17 protein-coding genes are annotated in these 17,012 nt (G+C 74.7%); 10 read left to right on the top strand and 7 right to left on the bottom strand.

Annotated elements, in window-relative coordinates:
* Nucleotides 1-135 precede the first annotated feature (135 nt).
* Complete coding sequence (glgX, locus tag ABD990_RS01280; RefSeq protein ID WP_345377749.1) at nucleotides 136-2,163, bottom strand: glycogen debranching protein GlgX; 2,028 nt, start codon at nucleotides 2,161-2,163, stop codon at nucleotides 136-138.
* Between the two features lie 100 nt (nucleotides 2,164-2,263).
* Here glgX and ABD990_RS01275 point away from each other — a divergent pair, with 100 nt between their 5' ends.
* From ABD990_RS01275 to ABD990_RS01250, 6 genes are all read left to right on the top strand, one after another.
* Nucleotides 2,264-3,028, top strand: a complete 765-nt coding sequence (locus ABD990_RS01275; protein WP_345377747.1) for an ABC transporter ATP-binding protein — start codon at nucleotides 2,264-2,266, stop codon at nucleotides 3,026-3,028.
* Between the two features lie 122 nt (nucleotides 3,029-3,150).
* Nucleotides 3,151-3,930 (top strand): enoyl-CoA hydratase/isomerase family protein, encoded by a 780-nt coding sequence (locus ABD990_RS01270; protein WP_345377746.1) that lies wholly within the window; start codon nucleotides 3,151-3,153, stop codon nucleotides 3,928-3,930.
* A 114-nt stretch (nucleotides 3,931-4,044) separates the two neighbouring features.
* Nucleotides 4,045-5,007 (top strand): ribonuclease Z, encoded by a 963-nt coding sequence (locus ABD990_RS01265; protein WP_345377745.1) that lies wholly within the window; start codon nucleotides 4,045-4,047, stop codon nucleotides 5,005-5,007.
* A gap of 53 nt (nucleotides 5,008-5,060) precedes the next feature.
* Nucleotides 5,061-6,014 carry a class I SAM-dependent methyltransferase gene (locus ABD990_RS01260; RefSeq protein WP_345377744.1) on the top strand — a complete coding sequence of 318 codons (954 nt, stop codon included), beginning with the start codon at nucleotides 5,061-5,063 and terminating at the stop codon, nucleotides 6,012-6,014.
* Between the two features lie 84 nt (nucleotides 6,015-6,098).
* On the top strand, nucleotides 6,099-7,238 hold the full coding sequence (macS, locus tag ABD990_RS01255; protein WP_345377743.1) for a MacS family sensor histidine kinase: 1,140 nt from the start codon (nucleotides 6,099-6,101) through the stop codon (nucleotides 7,236-7,238).
* Nucleotides 7,239-7,249: 11 nt separating this feature from the next.
* Complete coding sequence (locus ABD990_RS01250; RefSeq protein WP_425569352.1) at nucleotides 7,250-7,882, top strand: response regulator; 633 nt, start codon at nucleotides 7,250-7,252, stop codon at nucleotides 7,880-7,882.
* A gap of 147 nt (nucleotides 7,883-8,029) precedes the next feature.
* On the opposite strand, the gene ABD990_RS01245 is transcribed toward ABD990_RS01250, so the two are convergent.
* The 3 genes from ABD990_RS01245 to ABD990_RS01235 form a co-directional block, all read right to left on the bottom strand.
* On the bottom strand, nucleotides 8,030-8,608 hold the full coding sequence (locus ABD990_RS01245; protein ID WP_345377741.1) for a LuxR C-terminal-related transcriptional regulator: 579 nt from the start codon (nucleotides 8,606-8,608) through the stop codon (nucleotides 8,030-8,032).
* 171 nt (nucleotides 8,609-8,779) lie between these two features.
* Complete coding sequence (locus ABD990_RS01240; RefSeq protein ID WP_345377740.1) at nucleotides 8,780-9,709, bottom strand: nucleoside hydrolase; 930 nt, start codon at nucleotides 9,707-9,709, stop codon at nucleotides 8,780-8,782.
* Between the two features lie 18 nt (nucleotides 9,710-9,727).
* The gene (locus ABD990_RS01235) at nucleotides 9,728-9,937 is read right to left on the bottom strand and encodes a hypothetical protein (protein ID WP_345377739.1); all 210 of its coding nucleotides are present in this window, start codon (nucleotides 9,935-9,937) and stop codon (nucleotides 9,728-9,730) included.
* Between the two features lie 87 nt (nucleotides 9,938-10,024).
* On the opposite strand from ABD990_RS01235, the gene ABD990_RS01230 reads away from it, so the two are divergent.
* The gene (locus ABD990_RS01230; RefSeq protein ID WP_345377738.1) at nucleotides 10,025-10,771 is read left to right on the top strand and encodes an acyltransferase; all 747 of its coding nucleotides are present in this window, start codon (nucleotides 10,025-10,027) and stop codon (nucleotides 10,769-10,771) included.
* Here the strand turns inward: ABD990_RS01230 and ABD990_RS01225 are convergent.
* Nucleotides 10,758-12,014, bottom strand: a complete 1,257-nt coding sequence (locus ABD990_RS01225; RefSeq protein ID WP_345377737.1) for a glycosyltransferase family 4 protein — start codon at nucleotides 12,012-12,014, stop codon at nucleotides 10,758-10,760. The genes ABD990_RS01230 and ABD990_RS01225 overlap by 14 nt on opposite strands.
* A gap of 119 nt (nucleotides 12,015-12,133) precedes the next feature.
* Here ABD990_RS01225 and ABD990_RS01220 point away from each other — a divergent pair, with 119 nt between their 5' ends.
* Nucleotides 12,134-12,886: a trypsin-like serine peptidase gene (locus ABD990_RS01220; protein ID WP_345377736.1), complete on the top strand. Its 753-nt coding sequence runs from the start codon at nucleotides 12,134-12,136 to the stop codon at nucleotides 12,884-12,886.
* Between the two features lies 1 nt (nucleotide 12,887).
* Here ABD990_RS01220 and ABD990_RS01215 read toward each other — a convergent pair whose 3' ends face one another.
* Together ABD990_RS01215 and ABD990_RS01210 are read right to left on the bottom strand one after the other, a co-directional pair.
* Nucleotides 12,888-14,360, bottom strand: a complete 1,473-nt coding sequence (locus ABD990_RS01215; protein WP_345377735.1) for a 1,4-alpha-glucan branching protein domain-containing protein — start codon at nucleotides 14,358-14,360, stop codon at nucleotides 12,888-12,890.
* Nucleotides 14,357-15,121, bottom strand: a complete 765-nt coding sequence (locus ABD990_RS01210; protein ID WP_345377734.1) for a class I SAM-dependent methyltransferase — start codon at nucleotides 15,119-15,121, stop codon at nucleotides 14,357-14,359. The genes ABD990_RS01215 and ABD990_RS01210 overlap by 4 nt, the downstream gene beginning before the upstream one ends.
* 62 nt (nucleotides 15,122-15,183) lie before the next feature.
* Here ABD990_RS01210 and ABD990_RS01205 point away from each other — a divergent pair, with 62 nt between their 5' ends.
* Both ABD990_RS01205 and ABD990_RS01200 read left to right on the top strand, forming a co-directional pair.
* A complete protein-coding gene (locus ABD990_RS01205) occupies nucleotides 15,184-16,098 on the top strand; it encodes a tyrosine-type recombinase/integrase (protein WP_345377733.1) in 915 nt (304 codons plus the stop codon).
* Nucleotides 16,095-16,529: a hypothetical protein gene (locus ABD990_RS01200; protein ID WP_345377732.1), complete on the top strand. Its 435-nt coding sequence runs from the start codon at nucleotides 16,095-16,097 to the stop codon at nucleotides 16,527-16,529. The genes ABD990_RS01205 and ABD990_RS01200 overlap by 4 nt, the downstream gene beginning before the upstream one ends.
* The last annotated feature ends 483 nt before the right edge of the window (nucleotides 16,530-17,012 follow it).

The following is a 17,012-nucleotide window of genomic DNA, read 5'->3' as shown; positions in this document are numbered from 1 at the left end:
CCGCGCGGCGGATCCGGCCGCCGCGGCCCGCCGAGATCGGGGGGCGGCGCGCGGATGCCCGAGGATCTACGGAGGACAAACGCGGACGTGCCGAAGTTCGGCCGTTCGCCCGGCGGGAGCGGCCGTCCGGCGGGGTCAGCTCGGTACGCGCCGGAACAGCAGGAGCGAGTGCGGCGGAAGGGTGATGGTGCTGCGGGGGCGCAGGCGCCGCTCGGCCGCGGGGACGCCGTCCTCCCTCGTGCTGTCGAGTACCGGGACCAGCGGCGAGCCGCCGCCCGGCAGCACGCAGGCCGCGCCCGTGCCGCCGGCGTGCAGCAGGAAGAGCCACTCGCCGGCGAGCAGGCCGAGGGAGCGGGCGTGGGCGTCGTGCCAGTCCTCGTGGGTCAGCGGCCGGCCCGAGGGATGCCACCACCGCACCTCCTCGTCCCGGAGGAAGCGGTCGCGGTGCAGGGCGGGGGAGGACCGGCGGATCGCGGCGACGCGCGCGACGAAGCGGGTCATCGCCTCGGCCGCGTCCGGGTCGGTCCCGTCCGGCGCCCAGTCGACCCAGGTCGTCTCGTCGTCGAGGCAGTAGGCGTTGTTGTTGCCGTGCTGGGTGCGCCAGCGCTCGTCGCCGCCGAGGATCATCGGGGTCCCGATCGACAGCAGCAGGGTGCCGAGCATCGCCCGCGCGGTCGCGCGCCGCCGCTTCCGGACGACCGGTGACGACGTCTCGCCCTCCACGCCGAAGTTCTGCGAACGGTTGTCGTCCGTGCCGTCCCGGTTCTGCTCGCCGTTGGCCTCGTTGTGCTTGCGCTCGTAGGAGACGAGGTCGCGCAGGGTGAAGCCGTCGTGCGCGGTCACGAAGTTGACCGACGCCCACGGCCGTCGACCGGACAGCGCGTAGAGGTCCGAGCTGCCGGTCACCCGCGACGCCAGCTCGGCGATGTGCCCGTGCCCGCGGAAGAAGTCCCGCACGGCGTCCCGGTAGCGGCCATTCCACTCCGACCACGCGACGCCGAAGCCGCCGACCCGGTACCCCTCGCCGGTCGCGTCCCACGGCTCGGCGATGAGCTTGCAGGTCGAGAGCACGGGATCCTGCGCGATCGCGGTGAGCAGCGCCGAGTGCGGGTCGAACGGCCCGGAGTGCGGCCGGCCGAGCACCGAGGCGAGGTCGATGCGGAAGCCGTCGACGCCGTAGCGGGTGACCCAGTGCCGCATGGCGTCGCACACCAGCCTGATCACCGTGGGGGAGCCGGCGTCGAGGGTGTTGCCGGTGCCGGTGATGTCGGCGTCGTGGCCGAGGCCGCCGAGCGAGTAGTAGGCGCGGGCGTCGAGGCCGCGGTAGGAGAGCGTCATGCCGCCGACGCCGCCCTCGCACGTGTGGTTCGGGACGAAGTCGAGGATCACCTCGATGTCCGCCGCGTGCAGGGCGTCCACCATGGACCGGAACTCCGCGGTCTCGGCGCCCGGCACGCTCGCGTAGCCGGCGTGCGGGGCCAGGAAGCCGAGCGTGGAGTAGCCCCAGAAGTTGTGGGCGCCGCGCTCGAGCAGCGCCGGCTCCGAGGCGGCGGCACACACCGGCAGCAGCTCGACGGCGGTGACCCCGACCCGCTGCAGGTGCGCGACGACGGCGGGGTGCGCCAGCCCGAGGTACGTCCCGCGCAGCTCGGGCGGGACCTCCGGGTGCCGCATCGTGTAGCCCCGCACGTGCAGCTCGGTGATCATGGTCTCGGACCACGGGACGTCCGGCCGGGGCGGCAGGGGCGTGCCGGCGGGTGCCTCGACCACGGACAGGGGGACGGCGCCCAGCGAGTCCACCGTGCTGGGCGGGCCGGTCATCGGGTCGTCGACCCAGCCGCGGGCGGCCTCGAGGTCGGTGACACGGCCGGTGATCCGGCGCGCGTACGGATCGACGAGGATCTTGTGCGGGTTGAACCGGTGGCCCTCCCACGGGCGGTACGGGCCGTGCACCCGGAATCCGTACCGCTGCCCCGGTCGCACCCCCGGCACGTGCCCGTGCCACACCCCGAAGGTCCGCTCGGTGAGCTCCACCCGGCGCTCGGCCAGCTCCCCGGGCGCGCCGTCCACCAGGCACACCTCGACAGCGTCGGCGCTGGTCGAGGCGACGGCGAACCGTGCCCCGGTGTCGTCGACGTGGGCACCCAACGGGAAGACCGGCACGATCGGCGAGGATAGGGGCGTGAGTTCCCCCGGATCGCCCGCCGGCGCAGAAACGTCAGTGCAGAGCGTCACACCTGATCCGTCCGATCTCGTGATCAGCATGGACGGCGTCACGGTGCGCCGCGGGAAGACCGTGCTGCTCGACTCCGTCGACTGGCAGGTCGAGCTGGACGAGCGCTGGGTCGTCCTCGGGCCCAACGGCGCCGGCAAGACCACCCTGCTGCGCCTGGCCGCCGCGGAGATGCACCCGACGGCCGGCACGGTCGACGTCCTCGGTGAGCGGATGGGTCGGGTCGCGGTGTTCGAGCTGCGCCCGCGCATCGGCCTCACCTCGGCCAACCTCGGCATCCGGATCCCGGGCGACGAGCGGGTGTCCGACGTCGTGGTGAGCGCCGGGTACGGCGTGCTCGGCCGCTGGCGGGAGCGGTACGACTCGCTGGACACCGACCGCGCCGAGCAGCTGCTCGAGCAGCTCGGGATGGCCGGGTTCGGCGACCGCGAGTACCGGACGCTGTCCGAGGGCGAGCGCAAGCGGGTGCTGATCGCGCGGGCGCTGATGACCGATCCCGAGCTCCTGCTGCTCGACGAGCCCGCCGCCGGCCTCGACCTCGGCGGCCGCGAGGACCTCGTCTCCCGGCTGTCCACGCTGGCCCTCGACGCCGACGCCCCGGCCTCCGTCCTGGTCACCCACCACGTCGAGGAGATCCCGCCGGGGTACTCGCACTGCCTGCTGCTGCGCGGCGGGAAGGTCGTGGCGGCCGGCCTGCTCGACGACGTCCTCACGGACGAGAACCTCTCCGCCACCTTCGGCCTGCCGCTCGCCGTGCAGCGCCGGCGCGGGCGGTACACGGCCTGGCTGCGCTGATCCCGGCCCCTGACGCTGATCCCGGCCCCGGACGGTGAACGGCGCTTTCGCTCACTCCTAGTGAGCGAAAGCGCCGTTCGTGCACCCGCCCCGGGACCGGACCCGCGGGTTAGGGTCCCGGCGTGACGGAATTCGTGAGGCTCGAGGTCGACAACGGGGTGGGCACGATCCGGCTGGACCGGCCGCCCATGAACGCGCTCAACCGGCAGGTCCAGGCGGAGCTGCTGCAGGTCGCGCAGGAGGCCGCGACCAGGGAGGACGTCCGTGCCGTGATCGTCTACGGCGGCGGGAAGACGCTCGCGGCGGGCGCGGACGTCAAGGAGATGGCGACCATGTCCTACTCGGACATGGCCCCGCGGGCCCGCGCGCTCTCCGCCGGCCTCGGCGCGCTGTCGATCATCCCCAAGCCGACGGTCGCCGCGGTCACCGGCTACGCGCTCGGCGGCGGGCTCGAGGTCGCCCTCGGCGCCGACCGCCGCATCGCGGGGGACAACGCCAAGCTCGGCTTCCCGGAGATCCTGCTCGGCATCTTCCCGGGCGGCGGCGGCACCCAGCGGCTCGCCCGGCTGATCGGCCCGTCCCGCGCGAAGGACCTGATCTACACCGGCCGGTTCGTCGACGCCCAGGAGGCGCTGGCGATCGGGCTGGTCGACGAGGTCGTCCCGGCCGACGAGGTGTACTCCCGGTCCGTCGAGTACGTCTCGCAGTTCACCTCGGGCCCCGCCCTGGCCTACGCCGCCGCGAAGAAGGCGATCGACGGCGGCCTGGACACCGACCTGCGCACGGGCCTGGACCTCGAGTCCGAGCTGTTCGCCGGCGTGTTCGCCACCGACGACGCCGCGATCGGCATGAAGTCCTTCGTGGAGAACGGCCCCGGCAAGGCGAGCTTCACCGGCCGCTAGCAGCTTCACCGGCCGCTCGAGCCACCCACCCCTTGAGCGAACGGCACTCTCGCTCACATCTAGTGAGCGAAAGTGCCGTTCGCTCAGGGGCGGGTCCGGGTAGCGTCGCGGCCCGTGAGTGCGCGAGAGCTGGTGGTGCTGGGGACGGCGAGCCAGGCGCCCACGCGCACCCGCAACCACAACGGCTACCTGCTGCGCTGGGACGCGGCGTCGACGGTCGGCTCCGCACGCCCCGCCTCCGCCGGCCTGCTCTTCGACCCGGGCGAGGGGACGCAACGGCAGATGCTGTTCGCCGGCGTCGCCGCGAGCGCGGTGACCCGGATCTGCCTGACCCACATGCACGGCGACCACTGTCTCGGCGTGCCCGGCGTGGTGCAGCGGCTCTCCCTCGACGAGGTCCTCCATCCCGTCCACGCCCACTTCCCGGCGTCGGGGCAGGAGCACTTCACCCGGCTCCGCTACGCCACCTCCTACCGGGAGCGCGCGGACCTGCGCGAACACCCGCACGACCGGGACGGCGTCGTCGCCCGGGACGAGCTCGGCACCCTCGAGGTCCGGCGCCTGGAACACCCCGTCGAGGCCTTCGGCTACCGGCTCGTCGAGCCCGACGGTCGTCGCATGCTCCCGGACGCCCTGGTCCGTGCCGGGATCACCGGCCCGCGGGTGCGTGAGCTGCAGACCCGCGGGGAGCTCGACGGCGTGCGGCTGGAGGAGGTCAGCGTGCCGCGGCCGGGGCAGGTGTTCGCCTTCGTCATGGACACCCGGCTCTGCGACGGCGTGTACGCCCTCGCCGAGGGCGCCGACATGCTGGTCATCGAGGCGACCTTCCTGCACGAGGACGCCGATCTGGCCCACGCGTTCGGCCATCTCACGGCCCGCCAGGCCGCGGCCGTCGCGGCCGAGTGCGGCGTGCGCACGCTCGTGCTCACGCACTTCTCCCAGCGCTACACCGAGCCGGAGCGGTTCGCGGCCGAGGCCCGCGAGGTGTTCGACGGCGAGCTCGTCGTCGCCGAGGACCTGATGCGGATCCCGGTCCCGCCGCGGATCGTCGTTCCCGCAGGTCGATCGGGGAGGTAGTGCCGACTGCCCCTCCAGGGGCAGTCGGCACCCACGGGCTAGGGTCGCTACTCATGAGTACGGACCAGGCCCCCACCCCGCACGCGACGGCCGAGCAGGTCGAGGCCGCCTGGAACGACCCCAAGCTGGCGAACGTGCTCTACCACGACTGGGAAGCGGGCACGTACGACGAGAAGTGGTCGATCAGCTACGACGAGCGCTGCATCGACTACGCCGCGGGCCGCTTCCGCCTGGCCACCGGCTGGGACGGCCGCCCCTACGGGCACGCCCTGGAGCTGGGCTGCGGCACCGGGTTCTTCCTGCTCAACCTGATGCAGGCCGGCGTCGCGGAGAAGGGCTCGGTCACCGACCTCTCGCCCGGCATGGTGCAGGCCGCCCTGCGCAACGCCGAGCACCTCGGCCTCCCGGTCGACGGCACGGTCGCCGACGCCGAGACCATCCCGTACCCGGACGACACGTTCGACCTGGTCGTCGGGCACGCGGTGCTGCACCACATCCCGGACGTCGAGGCCGCGCTCCGCGAGGTGGTGCGCGTGCTGAAGCCGGGCGGCCGGTTCGTCTTCGCGGGCGAGCCCACGACGATCGGCGACGCCTACGCCCGCAAGCTCTCGCAGTGGACGTGGAAGGCCGCGACCACGATCACCCGGCTGGGCCCCCTGCAGGGCTGGCGCCGCCCGCAGACCGAGCTCGACGAGTCCAGCCGGGCCGCCGCGCTCGAGGCGGTCGTCGACATCCACACCTTCGACCCGGCCGAGCTGGAGCGGACGGCCGAGCGCGCCGGCGCCTGCGAGGTCCGCGCCGTCACCGAGGAGCTCACCGCGGCCATGCTCGGCTGGCCGGTGCGGACCTTCGAGGCCGCCGTGCCCCCGGGCAAGCTGGGCTGGAAATGGGCGATGTTCGCCTACCACTCCTGGCAGCGGCTCTCCGCGCTCGACTCCGCGCTGAGCCGGATCGTCCCGCGGGCGTGGTTCTACAACGCCCTGATCTCCGGGACCAAGGCCCGGTAGGACTACGGATCCCCGGGCGGCACGCGGACCGGGAGGCTGGACCGTGTGTTCCGCCGCGCTCCCGTCCACGCCACACTGATCGACGTGGAACGCCCGCTCGAGCCGCTGTGGCGCGGCGTCGTCGTCTACCGCGTGCTCACGCTGGTGACGGTGATCGGGGTGTCGGCCTTCCACATGACCGACTACGCGTCCCCGGCGGGTGCGGGCCTGGTGCTCGCGGGCATGACGGCCTGGACCGCGGTGCTCGCCCGCGGCTACCTCGGCGAGGCGTTCGAGGCCCGGCGCGGGCCGCTCGCGCTCGCCGACCTCGTCGTGAGCGCCGGGATCATGCTCACCACGCCGCTGATCGTCACGGACGCCCAGCTCGACGCCTCGGCGCCGGGCATGGGCTCGATCTGGACCTCCGGCGCGGTGCTCGCCTGCGCCGTCGCCTACCGGATCCCCGGCGGGGTGGCCGCCGCGGCGGTGATCTCGGCGGCGCTGGTGGTGGCCAAGGCCCGGGCCACGCTCACCGAGCTCAACGACATCCAGATCCTGATGCTCGCCGGGCTCACCGTCGGGTTCGCCTCGCTCGTGCTGCGCCGGGCCGCCGAACGGGTGCGCCGCGCCGTCGCCGAGGAGGCCGCCGCGGCCGAGCGGGAGCGGCTGGCCCGGGCGGTGCACGACGGCGTGCTGCAGGTCCTCGCGCACGTCGGGCGCCGCGGGGCGGAGCTGGGCGGCGCCGCGGCCAAGCTCGGCGCGCTCGCCGGCGAGCAGGAGGTCGCCCTGCGCACGTTGCTGACCAGCGGTAATGCCCAGGTCGACGCCGAGGGCCGGCGCGACCTCGCGGCCACGCTGCGGGCGCTGGCGTCGGGCCGGGTGAGCGTGTCGGCGCCCGCGCACCCCGTCGAGCTGCCGGCCGCCACGGTCGCGGAGCTCGACGCCGTGGTCCGCGCCGCGCTGGCCAACGTCGAGCGGCACGTCGGCGCCGACGCCCCGGCCTGGGTCCTCGTCGAGGAGCTCGACGACGCGGTCGAGATCAGCGTGCGCGACGACGGCCCGGGCATCCCCGCGGGCCGGCTCGCGGAGGCGGAGGAGCAGGGCCGGCTCGGGGTGTCGCGCTCGATGCGCGGCCGGGTCGGCGACCTCGGCGGCACCCTCGACCTGGACACCGGGCCGGGCCGGGGCACCGAGTGGACCATCCGGATCCCGGTCGGCTCGGGACAGCGCAGGGAGAGCGTGTGACCGTGACCGTCATGGTGGTCGACGACCACCCCATCTGGCGCGAGGGCGTGGCCCGCGACCTCGGCGAGCGGGGCCTGGAGGTGGTGGCGACCGCGCCCGACGCCGGCGCCGCGGTCCGGATCGCCCCCGCGGTGCGCCCGCAGGTCGTGCTCATGGACCTCAACCTGGGCGAGACGTCCGGCGTCGACGCGATCGCCGGGATCGTCGAGAAGCTCCCGGACACCAGGGTGCTGGTGCTCTCGGCCAGCGGCGAGCACGCCGACGTGCTGGAGGCGCTCAAGGCCGGCGCCACCGGCTACCTGGTCAAGTCGGCGAGCGCCGAGGAGCTGGTCGACGCGGTGCGCCGCACGGCGGCCGGCGTGCCCGTCTTCACGCCCGGCCTCGCGGGGCTGGTGCTCGGCGAGTACCGCCGCCTCGCCCAGCGCCCGGCGGGGGAGCCCGCGGTGCCCGCGCTGACGGAGCGCGAGACCGAGGTGCTGCGGCTGGTGGCGAAGGGCCTCACCGCGAAGCAGATCGGCGAGCGGCTCGTCCTCTCGCACCGCACCGTCGAGAGCCACGTGCAGAACACGCTGCGCAAGCTGCAGCTGCACAACCGCTCCCAGCTCGTCCGCTACGCCATCGAGCAGGGGCTGGCGAACGACTGATCCGCCCCGTGTCGGCCGACCGATCGCTTCGGCGCCGACGCCCATCGCGGGCGGGAGTGTGGCGATCGACGCCCCGGGCTGAGCCGGCCCTGCATCACGGCGACCTCAGCGGGCCCCGTACCCGCGCCCCGCCGACCTCCGCAGGATCTACGCGAGCCCGTGCTCGATCGCGTACCGGACGAGCGCGGCCCGCCCCGGGACGTCGAACTTCCGCAGGGTGCGCTGGATGTGGTTCTCCACCGTCCGCGGCGACAGCACGAGCCGGGTCGCGATCTGCCGGGCGGTCAGCCCCTCGACGACCAGCCGCAGCACCTCGGCCTCCCGCTCGGTCAGCCGGGGCGTGGCGGCGTCCACGGCGGAGGCCGCCCCGTCCAGGGCCCGCTCGGCCAGCCCCTCGCCGAAGGCCGGACCACCCTCGACCGCCGCCCGCAGGACCTCGGCGAGGGCCGCATCGTCCCGCAGGACGTAGCCCGTCGCCCCGGCCCGGACGACGTCGAGCACGAGCTCCGGCCCCGCGCCCGTCCCGACGACGGGGATATCGGGCAGCTCGGCGGCGAGCGTCTCGACGGCGTGCAGGGCGGCGGGCCCGGTGTCGGCGTCGACCAGCACGACCTGTGGCCGCAGCCGCCGGGCCGCGGCGACGGCCTCGGCGGGTGGGACCACGGAACGAACCCCGAGCGGGGCCGGAACGGTGGGATCCCCGACGACGAGCACCACCAGCTCCACCCCGGTCCCCTTCCGGCGCCTCCCGAGAAGAGGATCATGCCGAGCCGCACGCGGCCGACGGGAGAGCAGACCGTCCGGAATCACCGTTTCGGAGCACGACACGGCGTGTTCACCGCGTCGTGCCCGGTCCTTCCCGGTCCCTGCGGAGTCCTGGCGCCTTCCCGGTCCTGCTCAGTCCTTCAGCCGCGCCGCGATCTCCCCGAGGACGGCGTCGACGTCCGCGTCGAGGGCCACGGCGACGGGCGGGCCGGGCGCGTCCGGCCGGCCGTCGGGCACCACCACACCGCGGGCCGGCCCGAGGTCGCAGGCCACGAGCAGCGGCAGGGGCGTGGTGTGCAGGACGCCGGGCCGGATCGCCTCGAGCAGGGCGACGGCGTCGTGCAGGGCGACCGCGTCCCGCCCGTAGTGCTCGCGGAAGGCGACCCGGTAGGCCGCGATCACGTCCGCGAGCGCCGCCCCGGTCGGCCCGCCCGCGGCGAGCCCGGCGACCCAGTCGGCGTCGGCGGCGCAGCGCAGCGTCAGGTCCAGCGGCACGAGCGTGACGGGCACCTCGGGCTGGGTGAGGACGCGGTGGGCGGCCTCGGGGTCGGCGTAGACGTTGAACTCCGCGGCGCCCGCGGTGTTGCCGCCGCCGAGCGAGCCGCCCATGACCACGAACCGGCCGATCCGCTCGGCCAGCTCGGGATGGGCGGCGAGCAGCACCGCGCAGTTGGTCAGCGGTCCGATCGCGGCGATCGTGACCGGCTCGGTGGCGGACCGCAGCACGTCGGCCATCAGCTCGACGGCCGGGCGCCGGTCGAGCGGCGCCATGTCCGGCAGGGCCTCGGCGCGCCCGCCGAGCCCGTCGGCGCCGTGCCAGCGGGCGGCTCGCTCGAGCTGCGGGTGCACCAGCGGGCGGGCGGCGCCCCGGGCGACCGGCACCTCGGGCCGCCCGGCCAGCGCGACCAGCCGCCGGGCGTTGGGCAGGGTGTGCTCGAGGCCGACGTTGCCGAAGGTCGCCGTCACGGCCCGCACGTCGAGCTCCGGGCTGCGCAGCGCGAGGACGAGGGCCACGGCGTCGTCCACGCCCGGATCGGTGTCGAGGATCAGCGGCGTCGGCACCCGCGTGAACCTAGTCGCTCACTCGCTGCGGGTCGGCTCGCTCTCGTACTCGCGGTCCAGCTCGCGGGCGGCGTCGTCCGTGGCGCCGGCGTCCGTGCGGTCGGGGTCGCCGCCGCGGGGGTTGCCCTCGTGGTCGAAGTCGCCGCGGGCGGTGCCCGCGCCACCGCCGCCGGTCAGCGAGGGCTCCGCGCCCTCGTCGCCGGGGGCGTCGCCGGTGCGCTCGGTCATGGGACCTCCGAGATCGTGGGTGTGTCGGTGGATCTGCTTCCCCGGACCGGTCGCCGGGCAAACGCGGGCGCCGGTTTAGGGTCGGCCATGACCTCGATGTGGGGCGCCTTGATCCGGGAGCGCTGGACCCGCCGGCGCCGCGACCCGGAGCAGGTCCGCTTCCTCACCGTGGCGTCGCTGCGCTGGGTGGTCCGCCACCGCGCCTGGACCCCCTGGTACCTGGTCCGCTACTGGCGGCTGCTGCGCTTCCGCGCCGCGAACCCGCACGTCGTGCTGCGCGGCATGGTCTTCCTCGGGCGCAACGTCGAGATCCTCGCCCGGCCCGGGTACGGGCGGCTGGAGATCGGCCGCTGGGTGCACATCGGGGACGGCAACTCGCTGCGCTGCCACGAGGGTTCGATGCGGATCGGGGACAAGGTGGTCCTCGGTCGCAACAACACGGTCAACTGCTACCTCGACGTCGAGATCGGGGCCGCGTCGATCGTCGCCGACTGGGTCTACGTGACCGACTTCGACCACCGCACGGAGAACGTGCACGTCCCGATCAAGGACCAGGGCATCGTCAAGGCGCCCGTGCGCATCGGGCCGGACACCTGGATCGGGGTCAAGGTGTCGGTCCTGCGGGGCACACGGGTCGGGCGCGGCAGCGTCCTCGGCGCGCACGCCGTGGTCCGCGGCGACATCCCCGCGTACTCGGTCGCGGTCGGCGCGCCCGCCCGGGTCGTGCGGAACCGGGTCGAGGACTACGAGGCCGCGGCCGCCGAGCGCGCGGCGGTGGCGGACATGGCCCGCAAGCAGCGCGCGGCGGTGGAGCGGCGGCTCAAGCGGGCATGAGGACGTTCCCGGACGGGATCTTCGGCCGGGGGAGCTCCTGTGGGCCACCGTTCGGGGCCGCGGCGTAGACCTCCGCGGTCCGGGCGGCGATGCCGCGCCAGGAGAAGTCCGTGCGCAGCCGCGCCCGTGCCGCCCGGGCCCGCCCGGCCGCGGCGCGGGGGTCGGCGAGCGCCCGGTCGACGGCGGCGGCGAGGCCCGGGACGTCGCCGGACGGGAAGGACCAGCCCGTCTCGCCCTCGACGACCAGCTCCCCGAGTCCGCCCACGGTCGACGCCACCAGCGTGGCGCCCGCGGCCGCGGCCTCCAGCGCCACGATCCCGAACGGCTCGTACCGGCTGGGCAGCACGACGGCGTCCGCGGCGGCGAGCAGGGCGGCCAGGTCGCCGTCGGGCAGGTGCCCGGTGAAGGTCGCGGCCCGCCCGACGCGGTGGCGCCGCGCCTCGGACCGCAGGAAGTCCTGCTGGGTGCCGGTGCCCGCGACGAGCAGCCGCGTGCCCGGGTGCCGCCGCCGGATCCGCGGCAGCGCGGCGAGCAGGTCCTGCACACCCTTCTCGTACTCCAGGCGCCCGACGAACAGCAGCAGCGGCGCGTCCCCGGGCGCGTACCGCTCCCGCACGGCCGCGGCGCGCTCGCGCCTCACCCGCCAGCCCCGCGCGTCGATGCCGTTGTGCACGACGTGGATCGCCTCGGGCTCGAGGTCGAAGAGCTGCGCCGCCTCGGCCCGCATCGCCGCCGAGCAGGTGATGACGGCGTCGGCGCGGTTCGCCAACGCCCACTCCACCGAGTGCACCTGCCGGTTGAGCGGGGCGGAGAGCCAGCCCGCGTGCCGGCCCGCCTCGGTGGCGTGCACGGTCGCGACCAGGGGCGCGCCCAGGACGTCGGCCAGGGTCGTGGCGGGGTGGGCGACGAGCCAGTCGTGCGCGTGCACGACGTCCGGCCGCCAGCCGCCGAGCCGCGTCAGCGCGGTGCGGACGAGGGTGTGGCCCATCGCCAGCGTCCAGGCCACCATGTCGCGCTCGAACTCCAGGTGTGCCGGGTCCTCGGCGGCGCGCAGCACGCGGATGCCGCGCGAGCTCCGGTCGGTGGTGGGGTGGGTGCCCGCGTCCGTCCCGGCCGGCTGCCGGGTCAGGACGACGACCTCGTGCCCGGCCGCGGCGAGCTCCCGGGCCAGCGCGTGGACGTGCCGGCCCAGCCCGCCGACCACGACCGGCGGGTACTCCCACGACACCAGCAGCACGCGCATCGCGGCCGATCCTGGCAGGTCGCACGGCCGTGGTTACCGGCGGGTAGTGGTTCGTCCGCCGCCGGCCGCCCCACCGCCGCGGATACGGTGGCGGGACGCCGACACGAGCGGAGAGGCGGATGCGGGGGATCGCGGGAGCGCTGGTCGTGCCGATCGCGGCGCTCCTCGTGGCCGGCTGCGCCGCCGCGCCCGCCCCGTCCGCGCCTCCCGCCCGGCCCGCCGCGGCCGAGGACGGAGCCGTCGGCGCGCTGTTCACCGGGACCACGAGCGACCTCGGCGACCACTACTGCAGCGGCGCGGTGGTCGACAGCCCGGCCGGGGACCTCGTGCTCACCGCCGCGCACTGCGTGGCCGCCGGGGACGGCACGCCCGCCCGCACCGGCATGTCCTTCGTCCCCGGCTACCACGACGGCGTCCGGCCGCACGGGGTGTGGACGGTGACGAGCGCGGTCGTCGACCCGCGCTTCCTCGCCGACGCCGATCCCGACTTCGACGTCGCGTTCCTGACCGTGCAGCCCGCCGACGGCGCGGGACCGGTCCAGGCCAGCACGGGCGGCTTCCCGATCGCCTTCGACCCGGGCGCGGGCGACACCGTCCGCGCGATCGGCTACCCGGACGAGGACGACGGCCCGACCGTCCGCTCCGGCGTCACCGGGCGGTTCTCCCCGACCCAGCTGGTGCTGCCGGCGCCGGGGCTGGAGGACGGGACCAGCGGCGGGCCGTGGTTGCGCGCGGGCGCGAACGGACCCGAGATCGTCGGGCTGACCGGCGGGTACGAGCAGGGCGGCTACACGTACGACACGTCGTACTCGACCTATCTCGCCGGCTCCTTCGTGGAATTGCGGCAGCAGGCGCTGCAGGGCCCGGGCTGACTCAGACCCGCAACAGCCGGGCGTCGACGTGCCCGAAGGGCGCCCGCTCCCAGCTCCCGACGAGCGCGGCGGCCTCCTCGCGGCGACCCTCGTCGAGCAGGTGGGCGAGGGTGGACACGCGGTCGGCGTGCCGGTGGGCGCGCTCCCGGGCGTAGTCGACCGTCGAGCCGGTGGTGACCATGAAGGCCCAGTCGCTGGACAGCGCGAGCAGGGCCTGCTCGGCGAGGGCGTCGAGCAGCGGGTCCCGGGCGAAGGAGCGGCCCTTGCCGACGGCGGTGAGCAGCGCCTCCTGCACCCGCGCGTTCAGGTCGACCAGGTCGGTCACCGCCTCGCCGGCCCACACCCGCCAGTCCTTGCCCGACCCCCACGAGGAGGGCGGCAGGTCCACGGGCTCCCCGGTCAGGCCCGGGTCGGCGAGCGCCCCGCTCAGCGTGGTCACGCGGATCCCGGCCCCGGGCAGCGCCCGCAGCACCGCCTCCAGCCAGGCCGGGCCCTCGTGCCACCAGTGCCCGAACAGCTCGGTGTCGAAGGCGGCGACGGTCAGCGCGGGCCGGCCGTGCTGCGCGCGCAGGGCGTCCAGCCGGGCCCCGACGACCGCGACGAAGTCCGCCGCGTCCCGCTCCACCTGGGCGGCTGCGCGTGCGGGGGAGTAGGGCGCCTTCTCGTGCGGCGGCACGTCCGGGCCGGTGACCCGGGCAGGCTTGAGGCCCGACGCGTGGTCGTAGGTGTGGAAGTCGCGGTGGTCGCGGTGCCCCGGGTAGCCCTTGCGCGGCGACCAGACGCGGTAGGTGACGTCGAGGTCGCGGCCGACGCAGACGACGTCGCCGGCCCCGACCGGGCGCGCGAAGGCCGTGTCGCCGTGCAGCGCGGGCCCGTCGACCAGGAAGCGGGTCACCCCCGCAGCGGCGTACTCGTGCTCCATGCCGGGCGCGAACCCGCACTCCGGGGCCCAGATCCCGGCCGGCCGCGCGCCGCGCCGCCACCGGGCGTCGGACAGTCCGGCCTCGAGCGCGAACTCACGCACCCGGGGATCGAGCAGCGGGCCGAACGGGTGCGTGGCCGGCCCGCCCAGCAGCTCGACGGTGCCCTCGAGCGACCGGAACACCGGCGAGCCGCCGTGCCGCCAGTGCGTCTCGAACTCCCCGAGCGCCGCCGCCGAACGCCGGTGCTCGTAGCCGGCCAGCTCCGGCAGCCGCGGCGCGGCCTCGTGCGCCCGCAGCTGCCAGGTGGCCAGCCACGCGTGCATCCCGCGCAGGCAGTGCGGGTCGTCGAGCTGCGCGGCGAGCACGGGCGTGACGCCGAGGGTCAGCAGGTCCCGGCGACCCTCCGCCGCGAGCCGGCGCAGCAGGTCGGCCAACGGGAGGTAGGCCTGCGCCCACGCCTGGTACAGCCACTCCTCGCCGACCGGCCACCGGCCGTGGTGCGCGACCCAGGGCAGGTGGCTGTGCAGGACCAGGCAGAAGGTGCCCCTCACGGGCGGCTCGCCGTCACCAGAAGGTCGAGGCTCGCGTCGAGGTCGTCCGGGGTGAGGAGGAAGTCGGCCACGGCCACGGACGCCACGTCGGCGAGCAGGTCCGCGGGCCACGCGCCGCCGGCGAGCGCGACCGCCACCTGGGCGTCGACGAGCGAGCCGCCGTGCCGCGCGTCGAGGTTCCGCAGCCGCGGTCCGTGGTGTAGCCCGAGCAGCTCGACGTCCGTGAACCCGGCCTCCCGCACGAGCTCGGCGAGCTCGTCCGGCGCCAGCTCGCGGGTGTGGAAGGGATTCAGCGGGGTGTCCCGGCCGGGGGAGAAGGTGAGCCGGTTCGGGGTGGACACCATGATCCGGCCGCCCGGCCGCAGCACCCGCAAGCACTCGCGCAGGAACAGCGCCTGGTCCCACAGGTGCTCGACGACCTGCAGCGACACCACCGCGTCGAGCCGGCCGTCCGGCACCGGGAGGGCGACGAGGTTGGCGCGGGCGACCCCGACCCGGGGGTAGCGGCGGGCGACGTGGGCCGCCGTCAGGACGTCGTAGTCCAGGCCGAGGACCTGCCGCGCGACGCCCGCGAGCAGGTCCGCGCCGTAACCCTCGCCGCAGCCCGCCTCCAGCACGGCCGCGCCGGCGCACTGCGGGACGAGCGCCGCGTACACCGCCTCGTGCCGGCGGAACCAATAGTTCTCGTGGGCAATATCGGGGACTGTGCGCTCTCCGGTGATCGGCAGGCAAGGCGTCTGACCTGCCAGTTCACTGGTCAAGATCAATTCTCCTTGCCGCGTCAGGTTTCGGACAGCGCTCGTTGAGGTGATAACTTAGCACGGTGGATGACCTGGCCGACTGGCGCGACGAGTGGCACGACACGCTCCTCGACGTGGCCGAGGAAACCCGCACGGTCTACCTCCGCAGCGTGAATCAGTTCCTCGCCTGGCTGACCGACGAGGCGCCCGAGGTCCAGGCCGCCAAGCAGATCACCCGCCAGCACGTCCACCGCTGGCTCGGCAGCCTCGCCGAGGCCGGGCGCAGTGAGAGCACGCGGCGGGTGCGCTTGATCGCGCTGCGGCTGTGGCTCGGCTACATCGCCGCGGACCCGAACAGCGGTCTCCCGGCGAACCCGGCCGAGGGGGTTGACCTACCCACAGTCAAGGTTCAGCCCACGCCCGTGATCCACGACGCCGACCTGGCCGCGTTGCTCCGGTCCGCGGACGGGGCGTCATTCATCGACCGACGCGACACCGCGATCCTGCGCGTCCTGCTGGACACGGGCTGCCGGCGCGCCGAGCTGGCCGGGATCGACCTCGGCGACCTCGACCTCCGTGCGCACGAGATCACGCTCCGGCGCACGAAGGGCGGCCGAGGGCGCATCGTGCCGGTCGGGCCGAAGACCGCCATTGCGCTGCGGAAGTACCTGCGCGCCCGGGCCCGGCACCCGCTCGCTGAGTCGTCTGCTCTGTTCCTGTCCGCGAAGGCGCGCAGTGGTGACGGGCGGATCACCGGGGGAGCGGTTGCCGAGATGCTGTCGCGTCGCTGCGAGGCCATCGGACTGCCGGCCATCAATCCGCACCGGTTCCGCCACACCTGGGCCTCCGATCTACTTGCGCACGGGGCAAACGAAGGCGACGTGGAGAAGCTGGCCGGGTGGCGATCCCCGCTCATGGTCCGCCGCTACAGCGCTTCGACCGCCGAGGCTCGCGCCCGTGACGCCGCGCGCCGGCTCGCCCGAGGGGACCGCGTGTGAACGCCCGGGACCAGGCCGGCGCGCGAGCGGTGCTCCAGGGCGGCGCCCGGTACCGCGTGCTCACGATCGTCTGCCCCGGCCGTCCCGGACGGCAGGACCGTCAGCACAAGATCGCGACGGTCTACGCGGCACCCGACGAGGAGGGGCGTGCTCGGCACCGGGCCAGCGCGGACGTGCCCGAGGAGGACTACGCCCACGCAGAGACCTACTGGACATACGAGTTCGACTGGGTCAGCGAGGAGAAGCTTCTGTACGTAGCCCGCAGCCACGCGGACATCTGGCCATTGGACGACTTCGACGACCTCTGGATCACCAAGGTGTCGTGCCGAGCCGAACCTGGGACCTCAAGGGCCAGGACATCCGTCGGATGCTCAAGCTGCGGAAAAAGCGCGTCCCGATCACTGAGCTATGACGTCGGACGCGATCTCTGACGCGTCGTTTTGGACAGCTGTTAGGCCTGCGCTGAGGTCGTGATCTCAGTACGTCAGTACCCGCCCGCGCACGTGCTGCGCGAGTCCGGACGTTGGGCACCGGCCGAGGACCCGAAGGGGGTCTGGGGCCGCCTATGCCCTCATCCGACCCGGCTGACCGATCGCTCATCGCGCGTATCGCGTCGTACGAGTCATGGGCCAAGACGTGGACCGGTCTGCCCGTACCGCGCCGGCCCGCGAGGGCCTGATGGAGAAGTTCCGGCGCGAGGTAGACCCGGACGGTGTCATGACCGCCGCTGACCGCGAACCTTGCGGCCGAGGCCGCCCGCAAGGCCTTCTCTCTCAACCTCGCGCGCAAGTCCGCGGAGAAGCGCCGCAAGCGCCGTTCTCACCCGTCGACACGGGTCGCCGAGTTGCGTGCGCTCCGGGCTGATCGGGGCCCGCGCTCGGCGTGATCCCGCAACTGCTCCCCGTACACGACGA

The sequence above is a fragment of the Pseudonocardia yuanmonensis genome, assembly GCF_039542425.1.
Lineage (GTDB): Bacteria > Actinomycetota > Actinomycetes > Mycobacteriales > Pseudonocardiaceae > Pseudonocardia > Pseudonocardia yuanmonensis.
Note: the sequence above shows the minus strand (reverse complement) of the source record. Positions and strands in the feature narration are given on the sequence as shown.

Coding starts and splice junctions, on each gene's coding strand:
- ABD990_RS01275 (WP_345377747.1), top strand. CDS start 2,264: ATGGACGGCGTCACGGTGCGCCGCGGGAAGACCGTGCTGCTCGACTCC.
- ABD990_RS01260 (WP_345377744.1), top strand. CDS start 5,061: ATGAGTACGGACCAGGCCCCCACCCCGCACGCGACGGCCGAGCAGGTC.
- ABD990_RS01250 (WP_425569352.1), top strand. CDS start 7,250: ATGGTGGTCGACGACCACCCCATCTGGCGCGAGGGCGTGGCCCGCGAC.
- ABD990_RS01235 (WP_345377739.1), bottom strand. CDS start 9,937: ATGACCGAGCGCACCGGCGACGCCCCCGGCGACGAGGGCGCGGAGCCC.
- ABD990_RS01230 (WP_345377738.1), top strand. CDS start 10,025: ATGACCTCGATGTGGGGCGCCTTGATCCGGGAGCGCTGGACCCGCCGG.
- ABD990_RS01225 (WP_345377737.1), bottom strand. CDS start 12,014: ATGCGCGTGCTGCTGGTGTCGTGGGAGTACCCGCCGGTCGTGGTCGGC.
- ABD990_RS01220 (WP_345377736.1), top strand. CDS start 12,134: ATGCGGGGGATCGCGGGAGCGCTGGTCGTGCCGATCGCGGCGCTCCTC.